Raw genomic sequence first — 12,302 nt, 5'->3', positions numbered from 1 at the left:
TCATTGCTGGCTGGCGCGCGCTCGTGGCTGCTGACACGGTGGAAGCCACTGTGCCCGTGCCCGGGAGTGAGGTGCCGAGGATGTTGCCAGCTCCTGCGTCGCGCGGTCCGCGGTGAACGTGCCGCTGGCCTGGCTGCTCACCGTGCTGTGCGCGCTGCTCGTACTGCCGTGCGTCCTGCGCCTGGCCCGGCTCGACTACGTGCACCTCGGGCGCGGTGTCCGCCACGGTGATCTGGCCGAACTGCTGCTCGTGGTTGCGATGGTGGCCATGCTTTCACCGGTCGGCGCGCCGATCCCGGCGGCCGGCTGGCAGGCGATGCTCGGCCTCACCGCCGGTTGGTTCGCCGTCTCCTGGTGGCGTGCCCGCCGCTCCGGTCAGCCGGTCGCCGGTGCCCATCACGCGGTGTCCGCGGTCGCCATGCTCTACATGGTGAGCGCGATGGCACACCACGGCGGGCCCTGGCTCACGCTGTCCGCAATGGACTCCGCGCTGGCCTGGCCGGTGGTGGCGGTGTTCGCCGCCTACTTCATCGCCGACGCTGTCCGTTCCGGCGTGGTGGCGCTGCGGTTGCGAGGTACGGAAGTGCCACCCGGACACGCGTCCCGCACGCTCTGCCGGTCCGCGATGGGGGCCGGCATGGGATACCTGCTGCTGGCCGCGGTGTGAGGCGTCAGCCGACGCGGAGGACTTCGCCGTCCGGCGGGGGCGCGCTGAGCGAGGGCAGCGTGGCTGCCGGGTGCTCGGCAACCCAGCCGCGAGTGGTCTCGACGTCGCGGGCCAGCGCCTCGATCAGCTCTTCGGCGGAGCCGTAGGCCTTCTGCTCGCGCAGGTGCCGGCCCAGCCACACCGTGAGCGATTCGCCGTACAGGTCGCCGGCGAAGTCGAGCAGGAAAGCCTCGACCAGCCGGTACCCGTCGGCGCCGTAGTAGGTGGGACGGCGGCCCACGGACACGGCGGCGGCTACGCGTGTGCCGTCCGGACGCTCCACCCAGCCTGCCCACACGCCGTCGCCGAGTTCGCCGCGCTGGTCACGCAGGGCGATATTGGCCGTGGGAAAGCCCAGCTCGCGGCCGCGCTGGTCGCCTGGCTCCACCCGGCCGCGCACCACGAAGTAACTCTCGTCCGCCATGTGGACACCGTAATACGCGCGGCGGGGTCACCGGGGCACGAGCACTGTGTCCGACAGCACAGCCGCGTCGTCCCGTTCCGGTGCGGTGGCGGTGACCAGCAGCCTTTCGTCCTCACGCCACACGCGCACGCGCAGCCGCTCGCCGGGGAACACGACGCCGGCGAACCTGGTCCCGAACAGTGAGACACGTTCCGGGTCTCCGTCGAGGAAAGCGTCGACCACTGCCTTCGCGACCACACCGTAAGTGCACAGGCCGTGCAGGATCGGCCGGTCGAACCCGGCGCTGCGGGCGAACTCCGGATCGGCGTGCAGCGGGTTGAGGTCCCCGCACAGGCGGTAGAGCAGCGCCTGCTGCGGCAGCGTCGGCACCTCGATCACCGCGTCCGGCGCACGTTCGGGCCAGACGATGCGGTCGGACGGCCCTCGTTCGCCACCGAACCCGCCTTCGCCGCGGGCGAAGATGCTCGACCGGGCCGTCCACAGTGGATCGCCCTGCTCGTCGGCGACCTCGGTCTCCTGGACCAGCACCGCGGCCTTGCCCTTGTCGAACACGTCCACCAGCCGGGTCCGGGCGATCGCCTTGCCCTCGGCCGGAAGCGGCCGGTGCACCCGCACCTCCTGTTTGCCGTGCAGCACCTTCGCCAGATCGATGTCCACCCCGGGGAACTTGACCGCGGGCGGGGTGAAGGTGCGCAGGTTCGCCGCGACGGTGGCGAACGTCGGCAGCACCCGCAGGCCCCGCTCGTAGGTGTAGCGCAGCTCCCGCTCGTCGAGCGGGTCGGCACCGGCTCCGAGGGCCAGGTGGTAGAGCAGCACGTCGGAGCGGGTCCAGGCGAACCGCAGTTCGCCGAGATCGGCGCCGATCGCGGCCGCGGGGTCGATGGGCACGGGCTCTCCTCACTCGTAGCTGACCGACACCTCGTCGGTCAGCGGCAGCGACTGGCAGCCCAGCACGATCCCCTCGGCGATGTCCTCGGCGTCCAGCACCTCGTTGTTCAGCATTTTGACCTCGCCCGAGACGAGGCGGCAAGCGCACGCACTGCACTGGCCCTCGCGGCAGGAATACGGTGCGTCGAAGCCCTCGGCGAGCAGGTGGTCGAGCAGCTTCCGCCCGCGTGGCCACGTGATCTGCCGGGTCTCGCCGTCGAGCGTCACCGTGAGCGCGGTGGTCTCGCCACCGGCTTCCTCCTCCGGGGCCGGAGCTTCGGGGTCCTCGAAGGGATTGCCGGTGAGCGAATGGAACTTCTCCACGTGCACGCGCTCGCGTGGAACTTCCAGCTCGCGCAACGCCTCCTGCGCGGCGGCCATGAACGGCGCCGGACCACACAGGAAAGCCTCGTGGTCGTGATGCGGTGCGGCGAGCGCCCGCAGCGCCGCGGCCGTGGGCAGGCCTTGCAAGCTCTCCAGCCAGTGCACGACGGTGAGCCGATCGCCGAACTTCCCGGCCAGCGTCTGGAGTTCCCGCGCGAAGATCACCGATTGCTCGTCACGGTTGGCGTACACGAGTACCACGTGACCACGCCCGTGTTCCAGCGCCGATTTGAGGATCGACATCACCGGGGTGATCCCGCTGCCCGCGGCGACCAGCAGGAAGTCCTCGTCCAGCGATGCAGGGCTGAACACTCCGGACGGGCGCAGCACCTCGATCGTCTGCCCCTCGGCCAGCTGGTCGCACACCCAGTTCGACCCGTAGCCTTCGGCGGTGCGTTTGACGGTGACCTGCACCTTGCCCTCGTGCGGTGCACTCGAAAGCGAGTAGCACCGCGCGACCGAACCGGTGCGGTCACTGGGAATCCGCAACGTGAGGAACTGGCCGGGAGCGTAGGCGAAGCGCTGCGCGTGCTCGTCCGGCACGATGAAGACGACGGACCGGGCGTCGGCGGTTTCCTCGATCACTTCGGCGACGGTGAGTGTGAACACCTCACTCATCCTGCACCGTCCGGAGAACGCCGTCCCGCACGGCCTCGTCGATGCTCGCGGACAGCTTCTCGCAGGTGTCCAGCAACGCGGTGCGGCCGCCGCCCGCCGCATGGGCCGCGAAGACCGGGCAGCTGCGGGCCGCGTCGGTGGTCCACTGGATGCTGGTGTGCTTCAGGCTGTTCTTCTTGACCAGCACACACGTCCCGCAGCTGCGGCATTCGTGCGGCCGCAGCCCGGCGGTGAGGAACTCGGTGACCTCGGACGAGGGGGATCCCACCGCCGTCACACCCCGGCCTCTTCGGCGCTCGCTTCGGCCTCCTCGCGCTGGCGGGCCAGGTTCTCCTGCACCTCGGCGGCCCAGACCTCGTTCGCCTTCGTGGTGTCGACCTCGAACTCGAACCGCCGGGTCATGTCCTCGGTGACGTCCGCGGCGTCCACGTAGAACTGGTCGTACCAGCGACGCAACTGGTAGACCGGGCCATCCTCCTCGCACAGCAGCGGATTGTCGATCTTGGTCTTGTTCTTCCAGATCTCCACGTCCTGCAGGAAACCGACGCCGATGCCCTTGGCCAGTTTCGCGGCGATCTTGTCCGCGTGCTCGTCGGAGACCCCGGGCATCTTCTTGACCATGATGCCCCACTGCAGCACGAACGAGGTCGGGCTGACCGGATAGTGGCAGTTGATCAGCACGTTCTCGATCTCGAAGCCCTGGAAGGAGTTCACCAGCCAGTTGATCATGTAAGCCGGGCCGAAGTAGGAGGCCTCCGAGCGCAGCAGGTTCTCCTCGCCGCCGTAGTTGGAGGCCATGCCCATGTCCGGGCGGCCCTTCGTGTTGAGGTACTGGGTGGCGATGTGGCCCTCGAACACGTTCTTGAAGTAGGTCGGGAAGGCGTAGTGGATGTAGAAGAAGTGCGCCATGTCGACCACGTTGTCGATGATCTCGCGGCAGTTCGCGTTCTCGATCAGGATGGAGTCCCAGGTCCAGTTGCTCCATTCGTCGCTGAACGCGCCCTCCACCCGCGGGATCACGATGTCCTCGGGCGGCGGATTGCCTTCCGGGTCGTGCCAGACGAGCAGCTGCTTGTTCTCCTCCAGCACGTGCCATGCCCGGGTGCGGGCGCGCAGCGGAACCCGCTTGGCGTAGGGGATCGACACGCATTTTCCGCTGCCGCTCCAGCGCCAGTCGTGGAACGGGCAGGCCACCTCGTCGCCCTTGACCGAACCCTGGGTGAGGTCGCCGCCCATGTGCCGGCAGTACCCGTCGAGCACGTTGAGTTTCCCGGCGGAATCCGCGAACACCACGAGTTTCGTGCCGAAGGCCTGGATCGCGTGCGGTTTCCCGTCGCGGAAGGACTCCGCCAGCCCGAGGCAGTGCCAGCCGCGTGCGAACCGCGCCGGCGGCGTACCGGCGTCGATCGTGCGGACGGCCTCGGAGCCCTGTTTCGTCGGCGTCTGCGCTTGTGGGGTCACTGGTTGCCTCCCGTGCCGGTCGTCCGATCTTCGTTCGCCAGCGCTCGTGCCGCAAGGTAGCCGAAGACCATCGCCGGGCCGATGGTCGCGCCGGGACCGGCGTAGGTGCGGCCCATCACGGCGGCGCTGGTGTTCCCCGCGGCGTACAGTCCGGGTACGACGGATCCGTCCTCGCGCAGCACTCTGGCGTGCTCGTCGGTGCAGAGCCCGCCCTTGGTGCCCAGGTCACCCGGTACGATCTTGACCGCGTAGAACGGCGGTTTCGTGAGCTCGCCCAGGCTGGGGCTGGGTTTCTGGCGGGGGTCGCCGTAGTAGTGGTCGTAGGCGCTGGCGCCGCGCTGGAAATCCTCGTCGACGCCGGCGCGGGCGAAGCCGTTGAACCGTTCGACGGTGCGTTCCAGCGCGCCCGCGTCCAGTCCGATGCGCTCGGCCAGCCCGGTCAGCGTCGAGGATTTGGTGACCACGCCGGATTTGTACCAACGGCCGGGCAGCGGCTGGCGTGGTCCGAGGCCGGTGAACAGGTAGCGGTCGCGGTAGCGCTGGTCGAACACCAGCCACGCGGGCAGGTGCTCGGCCGGGCCGTCGCCCTCGCCGTACATCGCGTGCACGGCTTCGACGTAGGGCGCGGACTCGTTCACGAACCGTTGCGCGCCGGAGTCGACGATCAGGCAGCCAGGCCGCGACCGTTCGGCGAGTGCGAACCACGGACCGCCGGTGAGCGGGAACGACGGTCCCCACCACGCGTCGTCCATCAGGTCGGTGGCCGCGCCGAGCTTGAGCCCGGCGTTGATGCCGTCGCCGGTGTTCGCGACCGCGCCCACGGTCCACTCGGTGCCGATCGGCGTGCGCTGATACTTGGTGCGCATCTCCTCGTTGTGCTCGAAGCCGCCACAGGCGAGGATGACGCCGCGGCGCGCGCGGAACAGCGTCTCGGCGCCTTCCCGTCGCGCCAGTACGCCGGTGACCTCTTCGTTCTCCGTGTGCAGATCGAGCAACGCGGTGTTCAGCAGCACCTCCACACCGGCCCCGCGCAGGCCGATCCGCAACCCGGCGGCCAGCGCCTGGCCCATGGCCAGCGGCTGCTGTCCGCGCAACCGCCCGAGCAGCCACTTCGTCCCCAGCGAAACGACGCGGGCGAGGCCGCGCGGATGCCGGGCGATCAGGCTCAGCCAGCGGTAGTCCGACTGGGTGATCGGCACCCCGAGCGGCGACGCGCTGTAGGGCGGTTCAAGCCGGGTGAGGTCGGCGCCGAGGAGCTTGCCGTCGAGCGGCCTCGGCTCCACGGACCGCCCGCCGGGCCGGCCGCCGGGCGCCTCCGGGTGGTAGTCGCTGTAGCCGGGCACCCAGCGGAATTCCAGCGGCGTGTGCCTCGTGACGAACTCCAGGACCTCGGGCCCGTGGTCGAGGAACGCGCTGCGCCGCTCCTCCGGGACCACGTCGCCGACGATGGCCGCCAGGTACTCGCGGGCGCGCTCCGGTGGTTCGTCGATGCCCGCGGCACGCAGCGCGGGATTGCCGGGCAGCCAGACGCCGCCGCCGGAGCGCGCGGTCGAACCGCCGAAGCAGACCGCCTTCTCCAGGACCACCACGGACAGGCCGCGATGCGCGGCGGCGAGCGCGGCGGTCATCCCGGCGGCGCCGCTGCCGGCCACCACCACGTCGTACTCGTACGCCATGCCACCTCACATGCAACGTGTTATCGACTACTGCAGGCCTGCTCGCGGCCACTTCAGCCACCATAGACGAGAACGTGTTTCAGTTCTAGGGTGGTGAGCATGGACGAGCTCGGGGCGGACGTCGTGATCATCGGAGCCGGCGCGGCCGGCGCGTGCGCGGCCATCGAGGCGGCGGACGCGGGCGCGGAGGTGCTGCTCGTCGACCGGTTCGCCGGCGGCGGGGCGAGCCGGGTGAGTGGAGGCGTGGTCTACGCGGGGGGTGGGACACCGCAGCAGAGCGCCGCGGGCGTCGAGGACAGTGTCGACGCGATGCATGCGTACCTGCGGATGGAAGCCGGTGACGTGGTGTCGGAGCGGACGTTGCGGCGGTTCTGCGAAGAGAGCGTCGGCATGATTGCCTGGCTGGAACGGCAAGGCGTGCCGTTCGAGGGCAGTTTGTGCGGATACAAGACGTCCTATCCCAGCAACAAGCACTACCTCTACTACTCCGGCAGTGAGGCCTCCGGTGGATTCCGCGACGTGGCGAAGCCGGCGCCGCGCGGGCATCGCGTGAAGGGCCCGGGAACGTCAGGAAAGCTGCTGATGGAACGCCTGCTCGCCACGGCCCGTGCCCGAGGCGTCCGGATGCTGCCGCAGACGCGGGTGACCGATCTCGTCCGGAACGCCGACGGCGCGGTGACCGGGGTGCTGGCCTCGAGTCTGCGGTCCGCCCCGGGCTGGGCTCGCGCCCGGCACGCACGCCTGTCGTCGTGGTCGGCGAAACCGGGCATCTACCTGCCCCAGCTGCGTCGTTCGCTGCACCGGCGGGTCACCCGGATCGAACAGAAACACGCCACTGAGCTGCGGATCACCGCAGGTGCGGTGGTGCTGGCGGCAGGCGGGTTCATCGCGAACCGCGAGCTGGTCCGCGAGCACGCGCCGGCCTACCGGGGCGGGCTGGCGCTCGGCACGTCCGCGGACGACGGTTCCGGCCTGCGGCTCGGCCTGGCGGCAGGCGGCCGCGCGGCGGAACTGGACCGTATCTCGGCGTGGCGTTTCCTGACGCCGCCGGCGGCGTTCCTCGGCGGACTGCTCGTGGACGCCGACGGCCGCCGGATCATCGACGAATCCCGGTACGGCGCCGCGGTGGGTGAGCGGATGATCACCGGACACGGCGGCCGCGGCTGGCTGCTGGTGGACGCGCCGATCGTCACCGAGGCCCGTCGCGAGGGCCGTCGGCAGGGACAGTGGTTCGCAGCCCTGCAGCTGCGCTACCTGCTCGGCCCGGGCCGGGTCTCGGGGCGAACGCTGGAGGAGGTGGCCCGGAAGGCGGGCGTCGACCCGGATGGCCTCGTCGCCACGTACGCGCAGTACCGGCAGGGTCCGGACCCGGTGGGCAAGCCGGCCGAGTTCGCGCGCCCGCTGGACACGCCGCCGTACTCCCTGATCGACGTGTCGGTGAAACCGAACCTGGGGTATCCGTGCCCGATGATCACCCTCGGCGGACTCGTGGTCGACGAGGACACCGGCGCGGTCGAGGGCACCCGGGGTCTTTACGCCGCCGGCCGGACCGCGGTGGGAATCTGTTCCAGGTCCTATGTGAGCGGCCTGTCGCTGGCCGACTGCGTGTTTTCCGGTCGTAGAGCGGGACTGCACGCGGCCAAGCCGGCGGGCTCCGTCGACAAAAACGAGAACGTGTTCTAGTCTTGAATGGTCGAGCGAGAGAGGACGGCCGATGAGCGAGCTGGCTGCCGTGATCGCGGGGGTGCGCGACCTGCTCCCGGTGCTGCGGGAACGCGCACAGGAAGCCGAGGATGCCCGCCGGATCCCCGCGGAGTCCGTGAAAGCCTTGCAGGAGACCGGGTTCTTCCGGCTCCTGCAACCGAAACCGTACGGCGGCCTGGAAGCCGATCCGGTCACCTTCTACACCGCGGTGAAACTGGTCGCGAGTGCCTGCGGCTCCACCGGGTGGGTCGCGTCGATCCTCGGGGTGCATCCGTGGCACGTCGGGCTTTTCGACGCGAAGGCGCAGCAGGAGGTGTGGGGCGAGGATCACGACGTGCGGATCTCCTCGTCCTACGCGCCGATGGGGAAGGCGACCGTCGTCGAGGGTGGCTACCGGCTGTCCGGCCGGTGGAGCTTCTCCTCCGGGTGTGACCACTGCAGCTGGGTGCTGCTGGGCGGGCCCGCCTTCGAGGGTGAGAAGCCGGTGGACTTCTGCACCTACCTGGTGCCGATCTCGGACTATTCCATCGTGGATGTCTGGGACACCGTCGGCCTGCGGGGTACCGGTTCCAACGACATCGTCGTGGAGGACGTTTTCGTTCCCACGCACCGCGCGCTGAGTTTCATGGCGACGTCGAAGTGCAAGACGCCGGGGCAGGAACTGAATCCGGGCCCGCTGTACCGGCTGCCCTACGGTTCGGTGCATCCGAGCACGATCACCGCACCGATCATCGGCATGGCCCAGGGTGCCTACGACGCGCACGTGGAGCACCAGGGCAAGCGGATGCGCGCCGCGTACGCGGGTGAGCAGTCCAAAGAGGACCCGTTCGCGAAGGTGCGGATCGCGGAGGCGGCCAGCGAGATCGACGCGGCGTGGCTGCAGCTCACGCACAACATCGACGAGCTGTACCAGCTGGCTTGCCGTGGTGAGAAGCTGCCGTTCAGCACGCGGTTGCGGGTGCGCCGGGACCAGGTGCGTGGCACGGAGCGGTCGATTGCCGCGATCGACCGGCTTTTCGAGAACTCCGGCGGCCGGGCGTTGCGCAGCGGCACGCCGATCCAGCGTTTCTGGCGGGACGCCCACGCCGGCCGCGTGCACGCGGCGAACGACGCGGAGCGCGCGTACGTCATGTTCGGTACCGGCGCCTTCGGGCTGCCCGTCGAGAATGCGATGGTCTGATGGCTCCCGAGGGATCCTACGTCGAAGTCCGAAATGGACTCAAGCTGCACTACCACGAGGCGGGCGCGGAAAACGACGAGGCGGTACTGCTGCTGCACGGCGGCGGCCCCGGCGCGTCGGCGTGGAGCAACTTCGGCCGCAACCTGCCGGTGTTCGGCAAGTCCTATCGCACGGTGGCGGTGGACCAGCCCGGCTTCGGCCGCTCCGCCAAACCGACCGAGCACCCGCAGTACTTCCGGCACAGCGCGGACGCCGTGGTCGGCTTGATGGACGCGCTGGGCATTTCCCGCGCGCACCTGGTCGGCAACTCGCTGGGCGCCGGCGCGGCGGTGCGCCTCGCGCTGAACCACCCGGACCGCGCGGGGCGGCTCGTGCTGATGGGTGCCGGGGGACTGAGCGTGAACCTGTTCGCGCCGGACCCGACCGAAGGCGTCCGCCTGCTGTCGCGGTTCGCCGCCGAGCCGACGCGTTCGCGGATGGAAGCGTTCCTGCGGATCATGGTGCACGATCAGTCGTTGATCACCGACGAGCTGATCGACGACCGTTTCGCTGCGGGCAGCGACCCGGACTCGCTGGCCGCGATGCGTGCGATGGGCCGTTCGTTCGCCCAGCCGGGTTCCTTCGAAGAAGGCATGTTGTGGCGGGAGGCGTACCGCCTGCGGCAGCGGGTGCTGCTGGTGTGGGGCCGGGAGGACCGGGTGAATCCGCTGGACGGTGCGTTGCTCGCGCTGAAGACCATTCCCCGCGCGCAGTTGCACGTCTTCGGTGGCTGTGGACATTGGGCGCAGCTGGAGAAGTTCGACGAGTTCAACCGGCTCGCCCTCGATTTTCTCGGGAGTGCGTGATGGCCATCCGTTCGCTGGGCTACCTCCGTATCGAGGCGACCGACCTGGACGCCTGGCGGGTGTACGGGTTGAAGGTGCTGGGCATGGTGGAGGGCCAGGGCACCGACCCGGACGCGCTGTACCTGCGCATGGACGATTTCCCGGCCCGCCTGGTCGTCTTCCCCGGCGCCCGGGACCGGTTGGCCCAAGCCGGCTGGGAAGCCGCGAACGCCGCCGAACTCGACGATGTCCGTGCCCGCCTTGACACCGCTTCGGTGCCGTACAAGGAAGGCACGCCGGAGGAGCTGGCCGACCGTCGGGTGGCCGAGCTGATCAGCTTCACCGACCCGTCGGGCAACACCCTGGAGGTCTTCCACGGCGTCGCCCTGCAACATCGTCGGGTGGTGAGCCCGTACGGCCACCGCTTCGTGACCGGCGAACAGGGCCTGGGGCATGTGGTCCTGTCCACCCATGACGACGCGGCCGCCCTGGCGTTTTACCGTGACGTGCTGGGTTTCCGCCTCCGCGACTCGATGCGCCTGCCGCCGCAGCTGGTAGGCCGCCCCGCCGACGGCGATCCCGCCTGGCTGCGGTTCTTCGGCTGCAATCCGCGCCATCACAGCCTGGCCTTCCTCCCGATGCCGACCCCGAGCGGAATCGTGCACCTGATGGTGGAAGTGGACAACACCGACGACGTAGGCCTGTGCCTGGACCGCGCCCTGCGCCGCAAGACCCCCATGTCGGCAACCCTGGGCCGGCACGTGAACGACCTGATGCTCAGCTTCTACATGAAAACCCCAGGCGGCTTCGACATAGAATTCGGCTGCGAAGGCCGCCAGGTGGACGACGAGAGCTGGATAGCCCGCGAAAGCACCGCAGTATCGTTGTGGGGCCACGACTTCTCGGTAGGCACCCAGTGACCCGCCCGAACTCGCCACCGTCTCCCCCCTGGCCTCCACCCCCGCCCCACCCCAGCGACCTGCCGTCGCGGTCGGTGGATTCTCGTCGTGGGGGCTCGGGTTCACCTTCCGCGCATTCCTGTGGCGGGGGCCTGGGTCAGTCCTCTGTGGTGCCTGGTGGTGGGGGCTTGGGTTCTTCGCCGACGGATTCTCGTGGTGGGGGCGCGGTTTCGCCTTCTGCGGATTCTCGTGCTGGAGGCACGGTTTCGTCCCCTGTGGAGCCTCGCGGCGCGGACCTGCCCCGGCCCTCGCCGCAGCCCCACGCTGGCGACCTGCCCGCGCCCGACGCCACCCTCACCCCGGCCCGCTTCCGAGAGGTTTTAGGCCAATTCTGCACCGGCGTGACCGTGGTGACCGCGTACGTGAACACCCCCGCCCGCGCGCATAATGGCTCCTCGTCCCAGTCTGCTGGTGGCGATCCGGTCGCCGGGGCCGGTGGTGGCCGTCCGGTCACCGATTCTGCTGCCGACCGTCCGGTCGCGGGATCTGGTGGCCCTCTGGTCGCCGGGTCCGCTGGTGGCGGTCCGGTCGTCGGGTCCGCTGGTGGGCCTCCGGTCATCGAGGCTGCTCGTGGCGGTCCGGTCGCCGAGCCCGCTGCCGATCGTCCGGCCGCCGGGTCTGGTGGTGACGCTCCGGTCACCGAACCAGCTGTCGACAGTCCCGTAGCCGGGTCCGCGACTGGCCTTCCGGCGTCGGAGCGCGGCCCCGCGCACACTGTGTCCGAGGTGAGCCGGACGGTGCCCGCAACCGAGACCCCGACCGCAACCGGGGCCGCGTCGGAGACCCCGACTGCAACCGAGACCACGACCGCAACCGAGACCACGTCCGGGACCGGGACCGGGACCCCGACCGCAACCGGGACCGCGACCGAGACCCCGACCGCGACCGGGACCGCGACCGCGACCACGTCCGGGACCGCGACCGCGCCCGAGACCACGTCCGGGACCGCGACCACGACCGCGCCCGGCCGCGCTTCGACTGCGTCCGCTCCCGGACCGGTGGGGTTCGCCTGCCAATCGTTCGCTGCTCTGTCGCTCGATCCACCTCTCGTTCTCTTCTGCGTCACCCGTACCTCACACACCTGGCCGCTGATCGCCGCCGCCGGGTGTTTCGCGGTCAACGTGCTCGCGGAGCACCAACAGGACGTGAGCGTCGTCTTCGGAAGCCGCGGCGGCGACCGGTTCTCGGCCGTCGATTGGCATCCCGCGCCGTCCGGAGCACCTGTGATCGAGGGTGCCCTCACGTGGGTGGACTGCACCGTGGAGGCCGTCCACCCCGCAGGCGACCACCACGTGGTGATCGGCCGGGTGACCGCACTCGGAGACGCCGCGGACGATCGCCCGTTGCTGTTCCACCGAGGTCGCTACACCGTGACCGAGCCGGTCCCGGACATTCTCTCCGCCCTGATGCCCTGGCCTCGTCCGGACGACTGGCTGTAG

General features: G+C 69.9%; 12 protein-coding genes. 6 read left to right on the top strand and 6 right to left on the bottom strand.

The window, feature by feature from the left end:
• Window positions 1–118 precede the first annotated feature (118 nt).
• The gene (locus BJY18_RS11570) at window positions 119–667 is read left to right on the top strand and encodes a DUF5134 domain-containing protein (RefSeq protein WP_312874097.1); all 549 of its coding nucleotides are present in this window, start codon (window positions 119–121) and stop codon (window positions 665–667) included.
• Window positions 668–671: 4 nt separating this feature from the next.
• Here BJY18_RS11570 and BJY18_RS11565 read toward each other — a convergent pair whose 3' ends face one another.
• The 6 genes from BJY18_RS11565 to kstD are packed head-to-tail and all read right to left on the bottom strand — an operon-like array spanning window position 672 to window position 6,196.
• Entirely contained in the window at window positions 672–1,130 is a 459-nt protein-coding gene (locus BJY18_RS11565) for a riboflavin kinase (RefSeq protein ID WP_184779973.1), read from the bottom strand.
• Window positions 1,131–1,157: 27 nt separating this feature from the next.
• On the bottom strand, window positions 1,158–2,018 hold the full coding sequence (gene chsH3, locus BJY18_RS11560) for an enoyl-CoA hydratase ChsH3 (RefSeq protein ID WP_184779972.1): 861 nt from the start codon (window positions 2,016–2,018) through the stop codon (window positions 1,158–1,160).
• A 9-nt stretch (window positions 2,019–2,027) separates the two neighbouring features.
• Window positions 2,028–3,059 carry a ferredoxin--NADP reductase gene (locus BJY18_RS11555; RefSeq protein WP_184779971.1) on the bottom strand — a complete coding sequence of 344 codons (1,032 nt, stop codon included), beginning with the start codon at window positions 3,057–3,059 and terminating at the stop codon, window positions 2,028–2,030.
• Entirely contained in the window at window positions 3,052–3,336 is a 285-nt protein-coding gene (locus BJY18_RS11550; protein WP_312873819.1) for a hypothetical protein, read from the bottom strand. Before BJY18_RS11550 ends, BJY18_RS11555 begins: the two co-directional genes overlap by 8 nt.
• Window positions 3,333–4,520 (bottom strand): 3-ketosteroid-9-alpha-monooxygenase, oxygenase component, encoded by a 1,188-nt coding sequence (locus BJY18_RS11545; protein WP_184779970.1) that lies wholly within the window; start codon window positions 4,518–4,520, stop codon window positions 3,333–3,335. Before BJY18_RS11545 ends, BJY18_RS11550 begins: the two co-directional genes overlap by 4 nt.
• Entirely contained in the window at window positions 4,517–6,196 is a 1,680-nt protein-coding gene (gene kstD, locus BJY18_RS11540; protein ID WP_184779969.1) for a 3-oxosteroid 1-dehydrogenase, read from the bottom strand. Before kstD ends, BJY18_RS11545 begins: the two co-directional genes overlap by 4 nt.
• 99 nt (window positions 6,197–6,295) lie before the next feature.
• Between kstD and BJY18_RS11535 the strand changes: the two genes are divergently transcribed.
• The 5 genes from BJY18_RS11535 to hsaB all read left to right on the top strand — a co-directional run bounded on the left by BJY18_RS11535 (window position 6,296) and on the right by hsaB (window position 12,302).
• On the top strand, window positions 6,296–7,879 hold the full coding sequence (locus tag BJY18_RS11535) for an FAD-binding protein (protein ID WP_184779968.1): 1,584 nt from the start codon (window positions 6,296–6,298) through the stop codon (window positions 7,877–7,879).
• Between the two features lie 31 nt (window positions 7,880–7,910).
• Window positions 7,911–9,080 (top strand): 3-hydroxy-9,10-secoandrosta-1,3,5(10)-triene-9,17-dione monooxygenase oxygenase subunit, encoded by a 1,170-nt coding sequence (gene hsaA, locus BJY18_RS11530; RefSeq protein WP_184779967.1) that lies wholly within the window; start codon window positions 7,911–7,913, stop codon window positions 9,078–9,080.
• Window positions 9,080–9,925 carry a 4,5:9,10-diseco-3-hydroxy-5,9,17-trioxoandrosta-1(10),2-diene-4-oate hydrolase gene (hsaD, locus tag BJY18_RS11525; RefSeq protein ID WP_184779966.1) on the top strand — a complete coding sequence of 282 codons (846 nt, stop codon included), beginning with the start codon at window positions 9,080–9,082 and terminating at the stop codon, window positions 9,923–9,925. Before hsaA ends, hsaD begins: the two co-directional genes overlap by 1 nt.
• Window positions 9,925–10,824, top strand: coding sequence for an iron-dependent extradiol dioxygenase HsaC (hsaC, locus tag BJY18_RS11520; protein WP_184779965.1), 900 nt, complete (start codon window positions 9,925–9,927; stop codon window positions 10,822–10,824). Before hsaD ends, hsaC begins: the two co-directional genes overlap by 1 nt.
• A 776-nt stretch (window positions 10,825–11,600) precedes the next feature.
• A complete protein-coding gene (gene hsaB / locus BJY18_RS11515; RefSeq protein ID WP_312873818.1) occupies window positions 11,601–12,302 on the top strand; it encodes a 3-hydroxy-9,10-secoandrosta-1,3,5(10)-triene-9,17-dione monooxygenase reductase subunit in 702 nt (233 codons plus the stop codon).

Origin of the sequence: Amycolatopsis jiangsuensis, from assembly GCF_014204865.1 — a bacterium.
Classification (GTDB): Bacteria; Actinomycetota; Actinomycetes; order Mycobacteriales; family Pseudonocardiaceae; genus Amycolatopsis; species Amycolatopsis jiangsuensis.
Note: the sequence above shows the minus strand (reverse complement) of the source record. Positions and strands in the feature narration are given on the sequence as shown.

What these genes read in the sequence shown, in the direction of transcription:
- BJY18_RS11565 (WP_184779973.1), bottom strand. Translation starts at nt 1,130, where the DNA reads ATGGCGGACGAGAGTTACTTCGTGGTGCGCGGCCGGGTGGAGCCAGGC.
- BJY18_RS11555 (WP_184779971.1), bottom strand. Translation starts at nt 3,059, where the DNA reads ATGAGTGAGGTGTTCACACTCACCGTCGCCGAAGTGATCGAGGAAACC.
- kstD (WP_184779969.1), bottom strand. Translation starts at nt 6,196, where the DNA reads ATGGCGTACGAGTACGACGTGGTGGTGGCCGGCAGCGGCGCCGCCGGG.
- BJY18_RS11535 (WP_184779968.1), top strand. Translation starts at nt 6,296, where the DNA reads ATGGACGAGCTCGGGGCGGACGTCGTGATCATCGGAGCCGGCGCGGCC.
- hsaA (WP_184779967.1), top strand. Translation starts at nt 7,911, where the DNA reads ATGAGCGAGCTGGCTGCCGTGATCGCGGGGGTGCGCGACCTGCTCCCG.
- hsaD (WP_184779966.1), top strand. Translation starts at nt 9,080, where the DNA reads ATGGCTCCCGAGGGATCCTACGTCGAAGTCCGAAATGGACTCAAGCTG.
- hsaC (WP_184779965.1), top strand. Translation starts at nt 9,925, where the DNA reads ATGGCCATCCGTTCGCTGGGCTACCTCCGTATCGAGGCGACCGACCTG.